Consider the following 20,030-nt stretch of genomic DNA (forward strand, 5'->3'; position numbering starts at 1 on the left):
GCCGGCCCGGTGGTGGGGCCGGCCGTCGTCGGACGGGTCAGTCGCTGGCCAGCGCGTCCCCGGCGGCCGGGTCGCAGTCGCGGAGGAACTGGGCGCAGCGGGCCGCCTCGTCCGCCTCGCCGATCTCGCCGGCAGCCCGGGAGAGCACGTAGAGGCAGCGGAGGAAGCCCTGGTTGGGCGCGTGCGACCAGGGCACCGGGCCGTGCCCCTTCCAGCCGCTGCGGCGCAGCTGGTCCAGGCCCCGGTGGTAACCGGTGCGGGCGTAGGCGTAGGCCGGGACGACCTCACCCGCGGTGAGCGCGCGGCCGGCCAGCGCCCCCCAGGCCGCGCTGTAGGTCGGGAAGCGGGCCGCGACCTCGGCGTACGCGTCCTCGGTGCCCTGCTCGGCCGCGGCGGCGAGCGCGGCGTCGGCCTCCTCGGAGACGGGGAGCAGGGTGGCCGGTGGCTCAGGCAACAGGTTCTGCATCGCCCCATTCAACCCGCTTCGCCCCCGGCCGCGCGAGGGGGTCGGGCCGGCCCGTCGGCTGAACGGCTGAGGGTTTCGTCACGCCTGCGGTGGGACCAGACGTACCCGCGGCCCATGCCGCCGGCATGGAAATTGCACTACAACTACAGATCCGGAGCCTCCCCAGGAACCGGTTACGCAGGAGCCCGGCGGCGTGCCCGCCGGGCTCCTGTCCGTACCGCCCGGGTTTGCGAGGTTGCCGGGTCGGGGCAGGATGGTCCGGTGCCGACCCCACCACCCGCGGACGTCATCGAGCCGCACGCCCCGCACGTCAACGAAGTCGAGACCCGTGTCGAGTTCGACCGGCGGCTGACCGAGGGGACCCTCGCCGGCGTGACCGTGCAGGGCCTCCGCCTCGACCTGGACCCGGTCCCCGACCTGCGCGACGTCGACGTCGCCGGCACCCTCTTCGTGGGCTGCCGGTTCGCCGGCCGCGAGGTGGGCGCGGACCTGGTCCTCCGGGGCGCCAACGTCGTCCCGCCGTTCTCCGGGCTGCCCTACCCGACCCAGCCGTCCCACCTCTACACCGCCGACGACCTGGCCGCCGGCTTCGCCGAGGGCGGGTTCACCGAGATGTACGACACCCGGGTGTACGCGCACTTCCGGGCGCACGGCGGCGCGCTGCCCGACGTCCGCGAGGCGCTCGGTCAGCGGCTGCACGACCACGGTGTGGACAACGCGCTGGCCGACGCCACCCGCTCGTGGCTGGCCGCGCACGGGCCGCAGTCCGTGGTGGGCGTGATGGGTGGGCACGCGGTGGCGCGCGGCAGCGCCGCGTACCGGATGGCGGCCGTGCTGGGTTGGGAGCTGGCGCGGGCCGACCGCCTGGTGGTGACCGGCGGCGGCCCGGGCGTGATGGAGGCGGCGAACCTCGGCGCCTTCCTCGCGGCCTGGCCGGCCGAGGAGCTGTCCGCCGCGATCGACGTGCTGGCCGCCGCGCCGGACTTCACCGACCACGACCGCTACACGGCGGCTGCGCTGGCGGTGCGCAAGCGGTACGCGGACGGCCCGTCGCTGCCCACGCCCCGCCCGGCGGCGCCGGGCACCGAGTGGGCCCGCTCCGGCGGCCTGGCCATCCCCACCTGGCTGTACGGCCACGAACCGGCGAACCTGTTCGCCGGCCGGATTGCGAAGTACTTCTCCAACGCCATCCGGGAGGACACCATCCTGCGGCTGGCCCGGGGCGGGATCGTGTTCGCGCCCGGCCGGGCCGGCACCGTGCAGGAGGTGTTCCAGGCGGCGACGAAGACGTTCTACGGCACCGACGGTGCCAGTGGCGCGTACGTCTTCCTGGACCGGGCGTTCTGGACCACCGAGCTGCCGGTGGAGTCGCTGCTGCGGCCGCTCTTCGCCGGCTCCCCGTTCGGCGACCTGTCCCGCACGATCCACCTCACCGACGACGTCCGCGAGGCGGTCGCCCTCCTGGTGCGGTGAAAGGAGGGGCCCCCTCTTAACGCCTCCGGTAGAGGAGGGGCCCCCTGTTAACTGCCGCGTTAACAGGGGCCCCTCCTTACCCGCGAAGCGGGTTACTTCATCCGGGTGCCGGTGGAGCGCAGGTGCTCGCAGGCCTCGACCACGCGGGCGGCCAGGCCGGCCTCGGCCAGCTTGCCCCACGCCCGCGGGTCGTACTGCTTCTTGTTGCCGACCTCGCCGTCGACCTTCAGCACGCCGTCGTAGTTGCGCAGCATGTGGTCCGCGACCGGGCGGGTGAAGGCGTACTGCGTGTCGGTGTCGATGTTCATCTTCACCACGCCGTAGTCGAGCGCCTCCCGGATCTCCTCCAGCAGCGAGCCGGAGCCGCCGTGGAAGACCAGGCTGAGCGGCTTCTCCTTGCCGTACTTGGCACCGACCGCGTCCTGGATCTGCTTGAGCACCTCCGGGCGGAGCTTGACGTTGCCCGGCTTGTAGACGCCGTGCACGTTGCCGAAGGTCAGCGCCGCCATGTAGCGGCCCTTCTCGCCCAGGCCGAGCGCCTCGACCATGGCCAGACCGTCGTCGACGGTGGTGTAGAGCTTGTCGTTGATGGCGTTCTCGACGCCGTCCTCCTCGCCACCGACGACGCCGACCTCGATCTCGAGGACGATCTTGCCCTTGGCGGCCTCGGCGAGGAGCTGCTCGGCGATCTGAAGGTTCTCCGCCACCGGCACGGCCGAGCCGTCCCACATGTGCGACTGGAACAGCGGCTCCTGGCCGTTCTTGACCCGCTCCTGGGAGATGGCCATCAGCGGCCGGACGAACTTGTCCAGCTTGTCCTTCGGGCAGTGGTCGGTGTGCAGCGCGACGGTCACCGGGTAGTTCTTGGCCACCTCGTGCGCGTACGCGGCGAACGCCGACGCGCCGGTCACCATGTCCTTGACCGACGGGCCGGACAGGTATTCCGCGCCGCCGGTGGAGACCTGGATGATGCCGTCGCTCTCCGCGTCGGCGAAGCCCTTGAGCGCCGCGTTCAGCGTCTGGGAGGAGGTCACGTTGATCGCGGGGTACGCGTACCGGCCGGCCTTGGCCCGGTCCAGCATCTCCGCGTAAGCCTCGGGGGAAGCGATGGGCATGTCGAACGCTCCTTACTTACCGCTCTCGGCCGTGCAGGCCGCCGTCTTTCCTCGGGTGCGCCGGACCGCGCTGTCCACCGCGGGAAGTATCCCGTAGGAGCGAACGCGGGGCACAACCGACCCGGACACCGCTCACCGCTCCTCCAGCCGGTCCGGCACGGCGACGCTGATCAGCCAGCTCACCACCGACACCACGATGGCGCCCCAGAAGGCGGCCCAGAAGCCGTCGACGTGGAACGGCAGTCGCAGCACGCCGGCGATCCAGTCGGTCAGCAGGAACAGCAGGGCGTTCACCACGAGCGCGAACAGGCCGAGCGTGAGCAGGTAGAACACGCAGCCGAACACCTTGATGAGCGGCTTGAGCACCGCGTTGACCACACCGAAGACGAGCGCCACCACGATCAGGGTGAACACCGTGTTGCCACCGTTGCGGCCGGTCACCTCCACCCCGGGCACGATCAGCGTCGCGATCCACAGTGCGACCGCGGTGATCGCCAGCCGGATCAGGAAGCCCACGCCACCATCCTGGCACCGGCCGCGCGCCCGGGGAGGGACAATCGCCGACTCGGCCGTTCGCCCGGCTCCGAGCGGTGGCCCGGACCAGCCCGTACGGTGGGGAAAGACGCCCGCACGAGACGCAGGGAGGGACGATGGGTCAGCCCGACGAGGACTTCACCCCGAGCGACCACCTCGCTCCGGAGGAGCGGGATCCCGAGGCGGAGCCGGCCGACGCGGTCGAGCAGGCCGCACCGGTCAGCGACGACGTCGACGGGGAGCCGCACCGGGGCCTGGAGGTCGACGACTGGGACGCCATGGAGCAGGCCCGGGTGGTCACCGCCGACGAGGACGACTACCGCTGACCGGCCCGGCGAAGTCGATCAACCGTTCGGTCAATGTTCGGTATGCGGGACAGCAGGTGACTTAAGGAATCTTTAAGATCCACGGGCTCCACCTGATCACCCCCACGGGAGGACCCCCGCATGCTCAGCAACTCCACCCGGCGTTGGTTCGCCGGGTTGGGCGTCGTAGGCGCGTTCGTCGCCGCCTCCGCCACTCCCGCGCTCGCCGCCCCGCCCGCGCTCCCCGAGCCGCCCGCGGACGACCTGCTGCTCTACGCCAACGGCGCGATCGTCGCGCCGGGCGGTCCGGCCAAGGCGGTCACCCTCTACGCCTTCACCGAGGCGCTGCCGAAGGACGTCACCGTCACCGTCGACCACCGCGCGGTCGACGCCTTCGCCGACGTCACCCTGACCGACCGGATGCCCGGGTGCGCGGACACCGCGGGCGTCCTCACCTGCCAGCTCAAGGGCGCCGACGTCATCGACTACGTGCTCGACCTGACCGTCAAGGCGAAGGACGAGGCCGCGGAGGGCGCCAAGGGCGACCTGCTGCTGAGCCTGGCGCCCAAGGGCGGCAAGGCGGTCAGCACGCGGTCGACCGTGGAGATCGGCGAGGGCGTGGACCTTCGGGCGCCGGAGCGGCTCGGCCTGACCGGCGCCCCGGGCGCCACGGTCCGGACCTCGCTCGGCGTGGCGAACATCGGCGACCGTGACGTGCACGGGACGGTGCTGCTGCTGGCCACCATGCCGACGCTCACGCCGACCACGAGCTACCGCAACTGCTCGTCGGTCGTCGACTTCGGCTCGACGCTGACCGTGTGCCGCTTCGACGACGACATCCCGGCGGGTGCGGCCCGGCAGGTCGACAGCTCCTCGGCCCTGAAGATCGCCGGTGACGCTTGGGCGCCGAGCCGCCAGTACGGTTCGGCCTTCTGGTTCACCGGGGCCGACTTCGAGGAGTTCGCCGCGGACGTCCTGCCGCCGGACGGCTGGCAGCCGGGCAGCGGGTCCGCGCTCACGCTGGTGCCGGCCCCGTCGGCGCAGGCCAGGTCGCTGCGGCAGACCGACAACGACCCGACCAACAACGTCACGTCCGTCGAGGTCGACGTGACCGGCAACCAGCGGGCCGATCTCGCCGCCACCGGCGCCGAACTGCCGGGTACGCCCGGACGCACCGTCACCGCCGAGGTCGGCTTCGTGAACAACGGCCCGGCCATGGCCAACACCTTCACGCCGGGTGAGGTCGTCACCATCGCCCAGGTGACCGTTCCGGCCGGCGCGAAGGTCGTCAAGGCCCCCGAGGGGTGCTCGCCGGGCACCCTCGAGGAGCCGACCGGGGGCTACGGCGAGCCGGGCGCGCGCGTCTACTCCTGCGAGTGGTACGACGTGCTGCACAAGGGTGACGCGGCGGTCTTCGCCTTCGGCCTGAAGATCGTCGAGGCGGGCGGCGCGCCGGGCAAGGTGGAGCTGCGTCACTTCGACCTCGGCGACAAGGGCCAGGTCGCCGACCTGAACCCGAAGAACGACACCGCCGCGCTGGTCGTCGGCGCCGCGGAGGGCGGCCAGGGTGGCGGCGGCACGCTGCCGATCACCGGTTCCTCCACCGGCCTGATCGCCGGCATCGGCGCGCTGCTGCTCGCCGGCGGCGCCGCCGGCTACGTGGTCTCCCGCCGCCGCAGGACCCACTTCGTCGCCTGACCCCCGACCGAGCCAGGTGCCCCGTCGACCAGCGGTCGGCGGGGCACCTGGCTACCCAGCCCCAGAAGCAGCACGGGCGGTGGAAGCGCAAGCACGACAGGTTTCCGGGGGAGCCCGCGAAGAAACCCCCACGACAGACCAGCCAAGAGCAAGGAACATCAACCGAGTGCTGCTGACCCTCACCACGACCCACCACCCCGCCACCGACCTCGGCCACCTCCTCGTCAAGCACCCGGACCGCGTGCAGAGCTTCGACCTTCCCACCGGCACCGCGCACGTGTTCTATCCCGAGGCGGACGAGGCGCGGTGCACGGCGGCGCTGCTGGTCGAGGTGGACCCGCTCAAGCTGGGTGGTGGCCGGGGTCGCCGGCAGGCGACCACGCCGGAGGGCTTCACCCTCGGGCAGTACGTCAACGACCGCGCGTACGCGGCCTCCAGCCTGCTCTCCTCCGCGCTGGCCAAGGTGTTCCGCTCGGCGCTGCGCGGCGAGTCCCGGGACCGGCCCGAGCTGGCCGCCACCGCGATCCCGCTCACCGTGCGGGTGCCGGTGCTGCGTTGCCGCGGCGGCGCCGACCTGGCGGTACGGGTGTTCGCACCGCTCGGCTGGACCGTGACGGCCACCCCGATCCCGCTCGACGAGGCGTACCCGGAGTGGGGTGACAGCCGCTACGTGGACCTGACGCTCACCGGCTCGCTGCGGCTCGCCGACGCCCTCAACCACCTGTACGTGCTGCTGCCGGTGCTGGACGACGCCAAGCACTACTGGGTCGCGCCGGACGAGGTGGACAAGCTGCTGCGGGCCGGCTCCGGCTGGCTGGCCGGTCACCCGGAGCGGGGCCTGATCATCCGCCGCTACCTGGCGCACCGCCGGGCGCTGGCCGGCGTGGCGCTGGCCCGCCTGACCGAGCTGCGCCTGGCCGACGAGCCGCCCGCCGACGACAGCGTCGAACCGGCCGCCGACGGCGCCGGGACCCCGGAGAAGCACCGGGCCTCGCTGGCCGTGCTCCGGCGCGAGGCGGTGCTCGGCGCCCTGCGGGACAGTGGCGCGAGCCGGGTGCTGGACCTGGGTTGCGGCGGCGGGGCGCTGCTCACCGCGCTGGTGGCCGACCGGCGGTTCACCGAGGTGGTGGGCGTCGACGTGGCCGACCGGTCGCTCGCCGTGGCGGCCCGGCGGCTGCGGCTGGACCGGCTGCCGGAGCGGCAGCGGGAGCGGATCCGGCTGCGCCAGTCGGCGCTGACCTACCGGGACGACCGACTGCGCGGCTATGACGCGGCGGTGCTGATGGAGGTGGTCGAGCACCTGGACCCGCCCCGGCTACCGGCGCTCCAGGACGCGGTGTTCGGCCACGCCCGGCCCGGCACGGTGGTGGTGACCACCCCGAACGTGGAGTACAACGTCCGCTACGAGGGGCTCGGGCCGGGCCGGTTCCGGCACACCGACCACCGTTTCGAGTGGACCCGGACGGAGTTCGTCGCCTGGGTGGAGCGGGTGGCGGCGGCGCACGGCTACACCGCCACGATCACCGGTGTCGGCGACGACGACCCGGAGGTGGGCACCCCGACCCAGATGGCGGTGTTCACCCGCGACGACCGGAAGGAGGAGACGGACCGATGACCGTCCTGGACATTCCCGAGCTGGCGTTGGTGGCGCTGGTCGGCGTCTCCGGCGCCGGCAAGTCGACGTTCGCCCGCCGGCACTTCGCGCCGAGCCAGGTGCTGTCGTCGGACATGTTCCGCGGCCTGGTCGCCGACGACGAGAACGACCAGTCCGCGTCCGCCGACGCGTTCGACGCGCTGCACCACGTGGCCGGCATCCGGCTGCGGCGGGGCCGACTGACCGTGGTGGACGCGACCAACCTCCAGCCGCACGCCCGGGCCGGGCTGATCCGGGTGGCCCGGGAACACGACGTGCTGCCGGTGGCGATCGTGCTGGACGTGCCGGAGGCGGTGGCGTGGGAACGCACCGAGGCGCGCGCCGACCGCACGCACGGCCGGCCGGTGCTCACCCGGATGCGGCGCGACCTGCGGCAGTCGTACGGGCGGCTGGCCCGGGAGGGCTTCCGCAAGGTGCACGTGCTGCGCGGGGTGGAGGAGATCGACGCCGCCGAGGTGCGCTACGAACGGCTGTTCAACGACCGGCGGGAACTGACCGGCCCGTTCGACGTGGTGGGTGACGTGCACGGCTGCCGCAGCGAGCTGGAGGCGCTGCTGTCCCGGCTCGGTTACGCGCTGCGCCGCGACGACGCCGGCCGCCCGGTGGACGCGACGCACCCCGCCGGGCGTACCGCGGTCTTCGTCGGTGACCTGGTGGACCGCGGCCCGGACTCGCCCGGGGTGCTCCGCCTGGTGATGGGCATGGTGGCGGCCGGCCACGCGATCTGCGTGCCGGGCAACCACGAGCAGAAGCTGCTGCGGAAGCTGCGCGGCCGGGACGTGCGGCTCACCCACGGCCTGGCCGAGACGATGGCGCAGCTCGCCGCGGAGCCGGCGGAGTTCGTCGCCGAGGCGGAGACGTTCATCGACGGCCTGGTCAGCCACTACGTGCTGGACGGCGGCCGGCTGGTGGTGGCGCACGCCGGGCTCAAGGAGGCCTACCACGGCCGGGCGTCCGGCCGGGTGCGGTCGTTCGCGCTGTACGGCGAGACGACCGGCGAGACCGACGAGTACGGCCTGCCGGTGCGCTACCCGTGGGCGCGCGACTACCGGGGCTCGGCCATGGTCGTGTACGGGCACACGCCGACGCCGGAGCCGGAGTGGGTCAACAACACCATCTGCCTGGACACCGGCTGCGTGTTCGGCGGCAAGCTGACCGCGCTGCGCTACCCGGAGAAGGAACTGGTGGCGGTGCCGGCCGAGCGGGAGTGGTACGCGCCGGCCCGCCCGCTGGTCCCGCCGACGCCGACGCGGCCGGACACCGTGCTGGACCTGGCCGACGTGACCGGTCGCCGGCACCTGACCCACGCGTACGGGTCGCTGACCGTGCCGGCCGAGAACGCCGCCGCCGCGCTCGAGGTGATGAGCCGGTTCGCGGTCGACCCGGGCCGGCTGGTGTGGCTGCCGCCGACGATGGCGCCCTGCTCGACGTCGAGCGTGGAGGGGTTCCTGGAGCACCCGGCGGAGGCGTTCGCCGACTACCGCGCGGCCGGTGTGGACCGGGTGGTCTGCGAGGAGAAGCACATGGGCTCGCGGGCCGTGGTGCTGGTGGAGCGGGAGCCGGGCCGGTTCGGCGGTGGTGTCGTGCACACCCGTACCGGTCGGCCGTTCTTCGGTCCACCGCTGGACGAGGAGCTGCTGGCCCGGGTCCGCGCGGCGGTCACCACCGCCGGCCTCTGGGCCGAGTTGGACACCGACTGGCTGCTGCTCGACGCGGAGCTGCTGCCCTGGTCGGCGAAGGCCGGCGGGCTGATCCGCGAGCAGTACGCCGGGGTCGGCGCGGCCGGCCGGGCGGCGCTGCCGGCGGTGCTGGCCACCGTGGACGCCGCTGCCGGGCGAGGGCTGCCGGTGGACGGGCTGCGGGCCCGGATGGTCGATCGGGCGGCCGAGGTGACGGCGTACTCGGCGGCGTACCGGGCGTACGTCGGGCCGACCGACGGGCTGCGCGGGGTGACGCTGGCGCCGTTCGCGGTGCTGGCCGGGGCCGGGGTGAGTTACGCGGACCGCGACCACGGCTGGCACCTGGCGCTGGCGGACCGGCTCCGCGCCGCCGACCCGGAGTTCTTCACGCCGACCCGGCGGCTGGTGGTGGAGCTGGCCGACGAGGCGGCGGTGGCGGCCGCGACCGACTGGTGGCTGGCGCTGACCGCCTCCGGCGGCGAGGGCATGGTGGTCAAGCCGTACGCGGGCCTGGCCGCGCGCTCGCCGAAGGGTGCGCTGCTCCAGCCGGGGATCAAGTGCCGGGGCCGGGAGTACCTGCGGATCATCTACGGTCCCGGCTACACCGAGCCGGCGCAGCTCGCCGCGCTGCGCCGGCGTTCGCTGGGCCGTAAGCGCGGGTTGGCCCTGCGTGAGCACGGCCTGGGTCTGGCCGCGCTGGACGCGTTGGCCGAGGACGCCCCGCTCTGGCGTCGGCACGAGCTGGTCTTCGCGATCCTCGCCTGCGAGTCGGAACCGGTCGACCCGCGGCTGTGAGGAGGTGGCCCGGTCCGCCGCGCGGCCGGACCGGGCCCGGGTACCCTTTGTGGCCGTGGACACAGCTGAGAAGACCCGGATGATCTCCGAGAACATGGCGTTGAATCCGCTCGACCCGAAGGACCTCATCCACACCTTCGGGATGATCGGCGTCTGGGCGATCCTGTTCGCCGAGACCGGTCTGCTCGTCGGCTTCTTCTTCCCCGGCGACTCGCTGCTCTTCCTGGCCGGGGTGGCCGCGTCCCCGGTGGCCGACGCCATCTTCGGTGACGGCACCCGGCTCTCGCTGGCCGGGCTGATGATCGGCGGCCCGATTTGCGCGATCGCCGGCGCCCAGCTCGGGCACTGGCTCGGCGCGCGCTACGGCCGGCGCATGTTCGACAAGCCCAACTCCCGCCTGTTCAAGCGGGAGTACGTGGCGAAGGCGGAGTACTACTTCCAGAAGTTCGGCCCGGCCAAGGCCGTGGTGCTGGCTCGGTTCATCCCGATCGTGCGGACGTTCCTGAACCCGGTGGCCGGGGTGCTCGGCATGCCGGCCCGGCAGTTCTTCGTGTGGAACGTGGTCGGCGCGGTCCTCTGGGTGGACGGCATCCTGCTGATCGGCTACCTGCTGGCCCGCCAGATCTACGACGCCATCGGCGACAAGATCGACCGGTACATCCTGCCGGTGGTCGCGCTGATCATCCTGATCTCGGTGCTGCCGATCTTCTTCGAGTTCCTCCGCGACCGGAAGGCGCGCAAGCGCGGCGAGGCGGTCGCGGTGATCGCCGCGGCGACCGCCGCCGGTGCGGTGGACGCGGCCCGCGACGCCCTCGACGGCGACGACCACCCGCACGGGCACGGCGGTCAGCACCGCCGCTGACCGGCAGGGACACCGAAGGCCGGCTCCCGGGCGGGGGCCGGCCTTCGCGCATGACCTGTCGAACCGAGGCACCGTGGACGTCGACGTGTGACTGATGGCGCCACCCCTGGCACGCCACCGATCACGCCGACGGGACGTCCGTCGGATCCGACGCGCGTGTCATCGCGTCGGGACCTCGACCCGGCCGGCCCGTCCACGGACGAGCCGGGATGTCAGCGAGCCTTCTTGGTGGCCCGCTTCCGCGGCGGGGTGAGCAGATCCGCGATCGTCGCGATCGCGGTCGGCACCAGCCGGTAGTACGCCCAGACCCCGCGCTTCTCCCGCTCCAGCAAGCCGGCCTCGGTGAGGATACGCAGGTGGTGGCTGACCGTCGGCTGCGAGAGGCCGAGCGGCGCGGTGAGGTCACACACGCACGCCTCCCCCTCGGGAGCCGACTGGATCAGGCTGAGCAGCCGCAGCCGGGCGGGGTCGGCGAGGGCCTTGAGGACCCCCGCCAGCCGCTCGGCATCGGCGCGTTCGATCGGCTCGCCGGCAAGCGGCGAGATCTGAGGCATGGTCATTTCAGCCAACGCAGTTCCCACGTATTCCATCCTTCCACCAGCAGCATCGATCCGCCTGCATATCAGCAGATCCGAATCGGCAAACTTTTAGGCCACAAGGCCAAGGTCAGCCAACGTATAGGCCGCCCGATAAGGCAATCCGGCGGCTCGCACCGCGTCGCCGGCACCTCGATCAACAATAACCGCAACACCCACGACTTCCGCCCCGGCCGCACGCAACGCCTCGATGGCGGTCAACACACTTCCGCCCGTCGTCGAGGTGTCCTCCACCGCCAGGACGCGACGCCCGGCCACGTCCGGCCCCTCGATGCGACGCTGGAGGCCGTGCGCCTTGCCCTCCTTGCGGACCACGAAGGCGTCCAGCGGACGTTCCGTGCCGGCCGAGGCGTGCAGCATCGCGACGGCCACCGGGTCGGCGCCGAGGGTCAGCCCGCCGACCGCGTCGTACGCCCAGTCCGCGGTGAGGTCGCGCATCACCCGGCCGATCAGCGGGGCGGCCTGGTGATGGAGCGTGACGCGACGCAGATCGACGTACCAGTCCGCCTCGCGGCCCGATGAGAGCACGACCCGACCGTGGACCACGGCCAGGTCAGTGATGAATTTACGCAGGTCGTCGTGGTCCCCCATGGCAACAGAGCGTACTTCGCGAGTCTGTGCGCCGTCCGTGGGGTCCACCGCGGTCCACCCGGCGGGCGACCGATGAGTGGCGATGCCCGGCTACGCTGTGCGACCGTCCATCCCGGTCCACCGCCGCCCGGAGCCGGCCGCCCGCACCGTGTCCGGTCAGTCGCGGGCCCGGTCGACCCGACCCCGGGTGTCCCGCGTGAAGCGCCGCAGCAGCCGCTTCGGCGCGTGCCGAAGCCCGGCCACGGCCACCTTGTACTTCCAGTCCGGAACGCTCACCAGCTTGCCTTTGCGCAGGTCAAGCAGGCCTTCGTCGACCACCTCGTCGGCCCGCAGCCAGGCCCAGGCCGGCAGGCGCGACATGTCGATGCCGGCGCGCTCGTGATTGCCGGTGCGGGTGTAGCCGGGGCAGAGGGCCATCACCCGCACACCGAGCGGCGCCACCGACTGGCCGATCGATTCACTGAAATTCGTCACCCACGCCTTGCTGGCCGAATAGGTCGATCCCGGCATGGGGACGCCGAAACTCGCAACCGAAGAGACATTAATCACTGCCCCTTCGCCCCGTTCGATCATCGGACCGAGCGCCGCGTGGGTCAGTCGGAGCACCGCCAGCACGTTGAGCCGCACCAGCCGGGACTCGTCCGGAACGGCCGACCGCACGAACGGGGTGTTGAGGCTGATCCCGGCGTTGTTCACCAGGAGATGCACCGGCGGCCCGCCGATCAACCGGCGCTCCACCACGGCGCAACCGTCGTCCGTGGACAGATCGGCCGGGATCGTCCGCACCTCGCCGCCGTGCCGCCCGGTCAGCTCGGTCGCCAGGGCGTCGAGCCGGGCGTAGTCCCGGGCCACCAGCACCAGGTCCCAGCCGTCGGCGGCGAGCCGGCGCGCGAACGCCTCGCCGATGCCCAGACTGGCGCCGGTGACCACGGCGCAGCGGCGGGCGGGCTGGGATGCGCCGGTCATGCGCGGTCCTCCGGGGGTGACGGCGGCCCGGCCGGTGGCGCGGGCGGGACGGACGGGGGCGGCACCGGACCGGACGACGGAGTGGGTGGAGTGGGCCCGGGCGCCGGGCCGGACGAGACCGGCGGCGCGGACGAGGGTGACGCCGACGGCGCGGGCAGGCCGGACGGCGGGCCCCAGGGCGTCGGCCCGGCCACGGGAGCGCCGGACGCGGTCGTGCCGTAGCCGGTCGGCGGACCGGGCGGCCGACCCGCCGCGGCCGTGTGGCGGTGCAGGAAGGCGTTGGCCGAGGGCAGCGTGAGCAGTGCGGCCACCACCAGGTAGCCGAGGATCTGCGCCACCGACAGCGCCGCGTTCACCGGGATCCACCACGCCGGGTACGCGTCGCCGACCAGCCCCAGCAGGTCGGCGGTGACCCGGTCGTCGGCGCCGAGCCGCAGCGGGGCGGCCCGCTGCCCGACCAGCACCGCGAGCCCGCAGCAGCCGCAGAGCAGGCCCAGCCCGGCGACCACCCAGGTGGCCACCCGCGCGCCGGGGCGACCCGCGAACAGACCGAGCGCGAGCCCGACCAGCAGCGCCGCCGCCAGCACGCCGAGCACGGCGGCCAGCACTGTCGAACCGCGCAGCAGGCCGGCCACCCGGTCGACGTCGCCGCCGCCCGCGTCGGTTTCCGCCGCGGCGGCCCGGAATCTCTCGACGGTGCCGCCGGCCACCGCCAGGTTCGTCGCCGCGTACGCCACGGCGCCGACCGCCATCAGCAGCAGCACCGCCACCGCCGCGACGACCGTGGCCGGCCGGCGGGGCGCGGCCCGATCGGGGTACGACACGACGGATCCCTCCGGTAGGCGTTGGCAAGCAACCTACTCGGAGGGATCGTCGGCGTCGCTGTTATCCGGCGGTCAACTTCCGGGTGGCGGCTCCGGGTCGCGCCGCTCGCCCGGCTGACCGGTCGGCCCGGCCGGCGGCTGGTCACCGGGTGCGGTCGGCGGCGTGGCCGACGGGCCCGGCGTCGACGGGTACGCGGGGTCGCCCGACTGCCCCGGGGTCGACGGGTAGCCCGGGTCGGCGGACTGGCCCGGGGCCGACGGGTACGCCGGGTAGGCGCCACCCGGGACCGGCGGCTCCCAGGCCGCCTTCGGCTTGCGGAAGAACTCGTTCGCCTTCGGCAACGCCAGCAGGATCAGCGCGCCCAGCAGGGCGAGCAGCGCGACGATGCCGAGCAGCAGGCTGACCGGGGCGTACCAGGACGGCAGCGCGTCCTCCAGCCGGCGCTGGATCTCCTGCGTGCTGGGCAAGTCACCGTTGGCGTTGCCGCCACCGCCCATCATGCCGCCGGAGACGCCGTTGAGCAGGCTGCCACCGGTGCAGCAGAGCAGGATGCCGCCCACCACCCAGGTGATGATCCGGGAGACGTTGCGCCCCCGGTTGTTCAGCAGCGCGAGCACGACCAGACCGATCGCGAGCAGCAGCGTCAGCACCGACGAGCCGATGGTGAAGGCGTACGCGAGGTCGCCTGCCGACTCGGCCGACGTGCCGGCGTACGCGTCCTTGAGCACGTCGCGGATCTTGCCGATGACGGCCAGCGTCACGATCAGGTTCAGCACCTGGATGACGGCGACGAGAATGAGCAGCCAACTGGAAAGCGTCACCACACTGGGACGCGCGCGGGGCGTGGTGCCCGGAGCATCGACCATGATTCTCCCTCCCTGGATCAGGTGACCACCGTAGCGATCCCGGGCCAGGTGGGCACGGTAGAAGGGCTCAGCGGTCGGCGGCGCGGCGCAGCCGCCGGTGCTCGGCGGTGACCACGCCGAGCAGCGCCAGGTCCAGCGCGACCGCGAAGACCGCGCCGAACTGGTTGACAGTGAAGTTGAAGACCTGCCCGAACAGCAGGTCGACCAGCAGCGCCAGCTTGAACAGCCGGAACGCCTGCGTCCGGTCGCGACGCAGCAGCCAGGCCGCCCGCAGGCTCAGCACGGCGGTGACCAGCGCGGTGGCGCTGACGCCGAGCACCGCGCCCCATTCCCGTTCCTGGTCCAGCTCACCGGTCACGCCGTCGAGGATCACCGCCACCACCGTCACCAGCGGCTCCGCGACCAGCCAGACCACCACCGGCCAGACCAGCCAGCGCCGGTTGACCGCCCAGGCGGCGAGTCGCCGGGCCCACTCGGCGCCGCGCTGCCAGAACCGCACCGGCGGCGGTTCCCGGCGGGGCACCGCGTCCAAGAGTTGGACGAGGGCCGCCTCGGTGGCCGGCCCGGTGCCCTGCACGAGGCGCAGCACGGCGGCGCGACGCCTGTCGGTCAGCCCGCGCGGCAGCCCGCTGAGCACCACATCCAACGCGTTGGCGGTGCGTTCGGGCGGGGTCAGCCGGGACCGGCCGGTGCGTCCGCGTACCGCCTGGGTGAGCAGGACGAGCAGGGCGAACGCGACGTAGATGATGGCGGCGGCCGGGGCGTAGAAGTAGTCGGTGCGGGCGGTGACGAACTTGCCCACCTCGTCGATGAAGAGCCCGAACCCGATGCCGCCGATCACCGCGCCGGCGGTGCGCGGGCCGCCGCCGAGGAAGACCAGCGCGATCCCCAGGCCGACGACGAGCAGCAGGCCGCCCCAGAGCACGTGCGCGATGTGCAGCCCTCCACCGCCGAGCTGCGGGTAGTCGGTGGCCTGGAGGTACGCCCGCACGGCCAGCACGGTGACCACGCCGGACAGCACGAACGCCTGGAGGTACGCGGCCGCGTCGATCGCCCGGGTCGGCAGCCGGCGGGCCAGCCGGTGGTGTGACCGCATGCTCCGAAACCTAGTAGCCGCGCCACTCCTCGCGGGCGTACTCCAGCACCCTGGGCTGCAACAACGTCGAGGCCGGCACGTCGGCCCGGCCCCGGTCGGCGGGGAACGTGGCGGCGGCGGCGAGCACCGCCGGGGTGAGGAAGCGCAGCGGCGGCACGTCGGCCGGCAGCGCCAGCTCGGGGGCGGTTCCGCCGGGCGCGGCGAGCACGAAGCCCCAGTCGCCGAAGCTCGGCACGTCGACGTGGTAGGGCACGGTGGCGAAGCCCGCCTCCCGCACCGACCGCTCGATCGACCAGTACGACCGGGGCGCGAAGTAGGGCGACCCGGACTGCACGACGAGCCGCCCGCCGGGGGCCAGCACCGGGCGGATCAGCGAGTAGAACTCGACCGTGTAGAGCTTCGCGGTGGCCGTCTCGTCCGGGTCGGGCAGGTCGGCGATCACCACGTCGAAGCGTTGCGTGGCGGTCCGCAGCCAGCCGAACGCGTCCAGGTTGAGCACCCGCACCCGGGGGTCGGTGAGCGACCGGCGGTTCAGGTCGCGCAGTTGCGGCTCGCTGCGGGCCAGCGCCACCACGGCCGGGTCGAGGTCGACGAGCGTCACCGAGCGCACGTCCGGGTACTTGAGGATCTCCCGCGCCGCCAGCCCGTCACCGGCGCCGAGCACCAGCACGTCGCCGTGCGGACCGCGCATCGCCGGGTGCACCAGCGCCTCGTGGTAGCGGTACTCGTCGACGGAGCTGAACTGGAGGTCGCCGTTGAGGAACAGCCGCAGGTCGGTGTCGGCGTGGCCGACCTCCCGCACCGACCGGGTCAGCACGATCTCCTGGTAGCGGCTGCGCTCGGCGTGCACCACCGGGTCGCGGTAGAGCTGCTGGCGGGCGGTCACCTCGAAGTCTCCGGCGGTGACCCACGCGTACCCGAGCAGCAGCCCGACCACGACGGAGCCGGCGCAGAGGCCGACCCGCGCCCGCCGACCGAGTTCGTCGCGGAACACGGTGAGGACCAGCGCGACGCCGGCGACCGCGTTCACCGCGCCGACCACGAGTGCGCCCTTGAGCTGGCCGAAGACCGGCATCAGCAGGAACGGGAAGGCCAACCCGCCGAGCAGCGCGCCCACGTAGTCGGCGGCGAACAGGTCGGCCACCGCGCTGCCGGCGGACTGCTCCCGGATGCGTTGCAGCATCACCATCAGCAGCGGGATCTCCGCGCCGATCAGCAGCCCGAGCACGAACGCGGTGCCGACCAGCGCCGGGCCGTAGAGGTCGAGCCAGGCGAACGCCGCGTAGAGCCCGAGCACGGAGAGGCCGCCGAGCAGCGCCAGAGTCAGCTCGATCGCGGCGAACGCGACCGCCGCCCGGGACTGCAACGGCTTCGCCACCAACGCGCCGACGCCCATCGCGAAGACCATCACGCCGAGCACGATCGACGCCTGGCCGACCGCGTCGCCGATCAGGTAGCTGCCGAGCGCGACCAGCGCCAGCTCGTACACCAGGCCGCAGGCCGCGCAGACGAAGACCGCGAGCAGGACCGCCGCGCGGGCCGCGCGCCACCGCGGCCGCGCGGGCACGTCGACGGTCACGCTTCCTCCCGGGTACGCCCGGCGACGCCCGCCCCGGGGCGCTGCGCGGTCACCGGTCCCCGAGGCTGCCGACCGCTCCCGCTGGGCGCGCCCGGCGCCGCGCCGCGACCCGGAGCGGTCGCCCGGCGGCGCTGCCGCACGCCCACCGTGATGAACAGCGCGGCGACCAGGAGCAGGACGGCGGCGGTGATAAGCCAGCCCTTGCGGTCCCGCAGCAGGTCGTTGCCGGCGCTCGGCAGCGGGGCCGGCGTGCCGGACGGCGCCGGGGGCGCGGCGGTGGGGGCGGGGTCGGCCAGGCCGACCTCGGCGGCGAGCAGCGGCAGCACGGTGGTCGCCCGGGTGATCGCCCAGCCGGGCTCGTCGACGAACGCGTCGTCGTCCAGCCCGAACCGGCCCAGCCCGGAGGCGATCGGGTACAGGTCGGCCCGCTCGATGTCGGGGGAACCGTCGACGGCGATGCTCGCCGAGTCCTGCGACTCGCTGCTGGAGGAGGTGTAACGGACGGCGGCGGAGACCTCGATCCAGCGCGGGCAGCGTGGGTCGTCCCGCACCGACGTCCCGTCGCCCAGGTTGGAGCCGACGCTGATCTCGGTGCTCCAGTCGTAGAGCCGCCAGCCGTAGCAGACGCCCTGGGCTTCGAACGCGGACGCCAGCAGCGGCACGGTGGCGGTGCGCTGCTCGGTCGTCGGCGCGGGCACGTCGGTGCTCTCGCCGCCGTTGACGATCCCGATGGCGCAGGGCACGCCGACGAACAGCCCGAGCACGACGGTCCAGACCACCGCCGTACTCCGTTTGTCCTTCGCCTTCGCGGTGGCGGCCGTTCCGGTCATCAGCTGATCGCGGCGGCGATGATCGCGCCGGTGGCGACGTGCACGGTGGCGGAGATCCAGACCGCCGGGTGCGGCTCCGGGTCGACCAGCAGCTCGCCGAGCTTGCCGGGGGTGGCCACGTCGAGCAGCACGAACGCCGCCGCCATGATCACCAGGCCGAGGATCCCGTACGCGGCGGCGCCGACCAGCCCGAGCGCGAAGTCGTCGTCGCTGGCCACGATCGCGGCGACCACGACGGTGCCGACGCCGAGCAGGTTGGAGGCGAGCAGCAGCGTGGCGTTGCGGTTGCGTTCGACCCAGATCAGCTCGTGGAGCTTGCCGGGGGTGGCCAGGTCGACCAGCAGGTAACCGACGGCCATCAGGACCACGCCGACCACGCCGTAGGCGAGGGTGACCAGCAGGTCGGTGACGAGATGCTCCACAGGGACTACTCCAGGGTGAGGGGGTCGGACGGGCTACTTGCCGGCGCCGGGGCCGCCGCCCCGGACGGTGCTGCCTCGGCCCCAGCCCCAGCTGTTGCCGACGACGCCGTGGTACCGGGGATATGCGGTTCTCATCCGCTCCAGCAGGATCACCGAGCCGACCGCGAGCGGGAGGATCACCACCGAGTCGTCGTCGTAGCGCAGGTAGACGCCGCTGCCGTCAACGTACTGGTCGGCCGGCTGCCAGGTGTCGGTGATCTCCTTCGACACCTGGCTGGGCGACTTGTTCGAGGTGTACGCGACCGCCTGCGAGCCGATGTCCCGCCCGGACGCCCGGGAGAAGTGGTCCTGCACGTAGCCGCGGGGCGAGAAGTTGCCGTAGAAGATCGCGAACGCGGCGACCAGGGCGCCGACGACGGCGACCGCCACGCCCACCACGAACCACCGTCGGTACGTCACAGCTCCTCCACCACCGTCTCGGTCAGGACCAGCTCGTTGGTCTGCGGGTAGGCGTGCCAGGTGCGCCACGCGACCGCGCCGTCCGGCGGGTCGGGCGCGACGGCGAGCGCGGTGACCGCGTCCTCGTCGCCGGGAAACACGCCGACCAGCGCGTACGGGTCGCCGGCCAGCTCGGCGCGGAGCGCCGCGACCCGGGTGCGCAGGCCGTCGCCCGCCGGCCGGAGCACGGTGGCGGTGAAGCGGTAGCCGGCGGTCGCGTCGTGCAGGGTGTCCGGCAGGTGCGGCCGGCGGCCGGGCAGGCAGGCGACCGTCTCGGTCAGCGCGCCGGCGACGACCTGGTGCGAGGCGCCGAGCAGGCGCAACCGCAGCGGTGGCCGGCCGGGCAGGTCGAGGTCGCGGACGGCGAGCGCCGGCAGTTCCGGGCCGCCGAGGGTCAGGCTCAGGTCGGCGGCGCGGCTGTCGACGTACGGGGTCCGAAGGGCGACGAGCACGCTCACTTCACCTGGTCCGGGCCGCCCTGCGGGTAGATCATCACCTCGGCACGGCGCAGCTCCTCACCGAGGTTCACCTCCCAGCCGGCCTCGCCGTACGCCTCGAACGACAGCCGGGCCCCGCCGGGCGCCTGGTAGTCGTGGTAGCGCATGGTGCCGCGCGGGTCGAGCCCGGTGCCCTCGGTCGCGGTGTAGCGGGCCTGACCGGACTCGTCCCAGTTGTAGCGACGACCGGCGATCTCCAGCGTCGGTGCGCCCGGCGTGATCGTGGCCCCCGGCTCGCTGGCCCAGAGCACCATCTCCAGGTCCGGCTCCGCCTCGACGGAGAGCCAGCGCTTCACCCCGCCCGCGTCGTCGAGCAGGTGCTCCGCCCAGCTCCAACCGCCCTCGACCAGGTGCACCGAGCCGCGCACGGTGTAGGGCACCTGGCGGATCTCGACGATGTCGCCGGGCTTGAGCGCGCGCGGGTCACCGCGCAACGCGTCCGCGTCGGAGTCCCGGAACGGGTCACCGGGCGCCGCCGCCTTCGGACGGGTCGCCGACCGGGACCTGCGCAGGGCGATCACGGCGATCACCACACCGGCCACCCCGAGCAGACACCCCAGCGTGGCCACCACGTACGCCAACGAACCGTTCACGACTCGCCTCCCCCAACGTGCATCGGCGGAGACGGTAACAACCCCGCGCACCTTGCCTGAAGTGCTGTTCGCTGAGTGTGTGATCAGCTA

General features: G+C 73.2%; 21 protein-coding genes. 6 read left to right on the plus strand and 15 right to left on the minus strand.

Annotation, left to right across the window (positions count from 1 at the left end; all coding sequences use genetic code 11):
* Positions 1-37: 37 nt before the first annotated feature.
* Positions 38-466 carry a DUF3151 domain-containing protein gene (locus O7598_RS29100; protein ID WP_269694382.1) on the minus strand — a complete coding sequence of 143 codons (429 nt, stop codon included), beginning with the start codon at positions 464-466 and terminating at the stop codon, positions 38-40.
* 261 nt (positions 467-727) lie between these two features.
* On the opposite strand from O7598_RS29100, the gene O7598_RS29105 reads away from it, so the two are divergent.
* Positions 728-1,939 (plus strand): LOG family protein, encoded by a 1,212-nt coding sequence (locus tag O7598_RS29105; protein WP_269694383.1) that lies wholly within the window; start codon positions 728-730, stop codon positions 1,937-1,939.
* A gap of 92 nt (positions 1,940-2,031) precedes the next feature.
* Here the strand turns inward: O7598_RS29105 and fbaA are convergent, their stop codons facing one another.
* Together fbaA and O7598_RS29115 are read right to left on the minus strand one after the other, a co-directional pair.
* On the minus strand, positions 2,032-3,054 hold the full coding sequence (gene fbaA, locus O7598_RS29110; RefSeq protein WP_269694384.1) for a class II fructose-bisphosphate aldolase: 1,023 nt from the start codon (positions 3,052-3,054) through the stop codon (positions 2,032-2,034).
* A 132-nt stretch (positions 3,055-3,186) separates the two neighbouring features.
* Positions 3,187-3,570, minus strand: coding sequence for a phage holin family protein (locus O7598_RS29115; RefSeq protein WP_269694385.1), 384 nt, complete (start codon positions 3,568-3,570; stop codon positions 3,187-3,189).
* A 134-nt stretch (positions 3,571-3,704) separates the two neighbouring features.
* Here O7598_RS29115 and O7598_RS29120 point away from each other — a divergent pair, with 134 nt between their 5' ends.
* The 5 genes from O7598_RS29120 to O7598_RS29140 all read left to right on the plus strand — a co-directional run bounded on the left by O7598_RS29120 (position 3,705) and on the right by O7598_RS29140 (position 10,581).
* Positions 3,705-3,914: a hypothetical protein gene (locus tag O7598_RS29120; RefSeq protein ID WP_269694386.1), complete on the plus strand. Its 210-nt coding sequence runs from the start codon at positions 3,705-3,707 to the stop codon at positions 3,912-3,914.
* Positions 3,915-4,034: 120 nt separating this feature from the next.
* Positions 4,035-5,591: an LPXTG cell wall anchor domain-containing protein gene (locus tag O7598_RS29125; protein ID WP_269694387.1), complete on the plus strand. Its 1,557-nt coding sequence runs from the start codon at positions 4,035-4,037 to the stop codon at positions 5,589-5,591.
* Positions 5,592-5,757: 166 nt separating this feature from the next.
* Positions 5,758-7,206 (plus strand): 3' terminal RNA ribose 2'-O-methyltransferase Hen1, encoded by a 1,449-nt coding sequence (locus O7598_RS29130; RefSeq protein WP_269694388.1) that lies wholly within the window; start codon positions 5,758-5,760, stop codon positions 7,204-7,206.
* Entirely contained in the window at positions 7,203-9,719 is a 2,517-nt protein-coding gene (locus tag O7598_RS29135; RefSeq protein WP_269694389.1) for a polynucleotide kinase-phosphatase, read from the plus strand. Before O7598_RS29130 ends, O7598_RS29135 begins: the two co-directional genes overlap by 4 nt.
* A gap of 79 nt (positions 9,720-9,798) precedes the next feature.
* Positions 9,799-10,581 (plus strand): DedA family protein, encoded by a 783-nt coding sequence (locus O7598_RS29140; RefSeq protein WP_269695022.1) that lies wholly within the window; start codon positions 9,799-9,801, stop codon positions 10,579-10,581.
* A gap of 212 nt (positions 10,582-10,793) precedes the next feature.
* Here O7598_RS29140 and O7598_RS29145 read toward each other — a convergent pair whose 3' ends face one another.
* From O7598_RS29145 to O7598_RS29200, 12 genes are all read right to left on the minus strand, one after another.
* A complete protein-coding gene (locus tag O7598_RS29145; RefSeq protein WP_007073957.1) occupies positions 10,794-11,171 on the minus strand; it encodes an ArsR/SmtB family transcription factor in 378 nt (125 codons plus the stop codon).
* A 57-nt stretch (positions 11,172-11,228) separates the two neighbouring features.
* Complete coding sequence (pyrE, locus tag O7598_RS29150) at positions 11,229-11,768, minus strand: orotate phosphoribosyltransferase (protein WP_091062149.1); 540 nt, start codon at positions 11,766-11,768, stop codon at positions 11,229-11,231.
* Between the two features lie 156 nt (positions 11,769-11,924).
* Complete coding sequence (locus O7598_RS29155) at positions 11,925-12,734, minus strand: SDR family NAD(P)-dependent oxidoreductase (protein WP_269694390.1); 810 nt, start codon at positions 12,732-12,734, stop codon at positions 11,925-11,927.
* On the minus strand, positions 12,731-13,558 hold the full coding sequence (locus tag O7598_RS29160; RefSeq protein ID WP_269694391.1) for a hypothetical protein: 828 nt from the start codon (positions 13,556-13,558) through the stop codon (positions 12,731-12,733). Before O7598_RS29160 ends, O7598_RS29155 begins: the two co-directional genes overlap by 4 nt.
* Positions 13,559-13,630: 72 nt before the next feature.
* The gene (locus tag O7598_RS29165; protein WP_269694392.1) at positions 13,631-14,425 is read right to left on the minus strand and encodes a hypothetical protein; all 795 of its coding nucleotides are present in this window, start codon (positions 14,423-14,425) and stop codon (positions 13,631-13,633) included.
* 67 nt (positions 14,426-14,492) lie between these two features.
* Positions 14,493-15,491, minus strand: a complete 999-nt coding sequence (locus O7598_RS29170) for a hypothetical protein (RefSeq protein ID WP_269695024.1) — start codon at positions 15,489-15,491, stop codon at positions 14,493-14,495.
* 40 nt (positions 15,492-15,531) lie between these two features.
* Complete coding sequence (locus O7598_RS29175) at positions 15,532-17,100, minus strand: polyamine aminopropyltransferase (RefSeq protein WP_269694393.1); 1,569 nt, start codon at positions 17,098-17,100, stop codon at positions 15,532-15,534.
* Positions 17,097-17,930: a hypothetical protein gene (locus O7598_RS29180; protein ID WP_269694394.1), complete on the minus strand. Its 834-nt coding sequence runs from the start codon at positions 17,928-17,930 to the stop codon at positions 17,097-17,099. The genes O7598_RS29175 and O7598_RS29180 overlap by 4 nt, the downstream gene beginning before the upstream one ends.
* Positions 17,930-18,352: a DUF350 domain-containing protein gene (locus tag O7598_RS29185; RefSeq protein ID WP_091062136.1), complete on the minus strand. Its 423-nt coding sequence runs from the start codon at positions 18,350-18,352 to the stop codon at positions 17,930-17,932. Before O7598_RS29185 ends, O7598_RS29180 begins: the two co-directional genes overlap by 1 nt.
* A 33-nt stretch (positions 18,353-18,385) precedes the next feature.
* Positions 18,386-18,811: a DUF4247 domain-containing protein gene (locus O7598_RS29190; protein ID WP_269694395.1), complete on the minus strand. Its 426-nt coding sequence runs from the start codon at positions 18,809-18,811 to the stop codon at positions 18,386-18,388.
* Positions 18,808-19,302 carry a DUF2617 family protein gene (locus O7598_RS29195; RefSeq protein ID WP_269694396.1) on the minus strand — a complete coding sequence of 165 codons (495 nt, stop codon included), beginning with the start codon at positions 19,300-19,302 and terminating at the stop codon, positions 18,808-18,810. The genes O7598_RS29190 and O7598_RS29195 overlap by 4 nt, the downstream gene beginning before the upstream one ends.
* 2 nt (positions 19,303-19,304) lie before the next feature.
* Complete coding sequence (locus O7598_RS29200) at positions 19,305-19,940, minus strand: DUF4178 domain-containing protein (protein ID WP_091062133.1); 636 nt, start codon at positions 19,938-19,940, stop codon at positions 19,305-19,307.
* Positions 19,941-20,030 lie beyond the last annotated feature (90 nt).

This window comes from Micromonospora sp. WMMC241 (assembly GCF_027460165.1).
In the GTDB taxonomy this organism is placed as follows: domain Bacteria; phylum Actinomycetota; class Actinomycetes; order Mycobacteriales; family Micromonosporaceae; genus Micromonospora; species Micromonospora humi.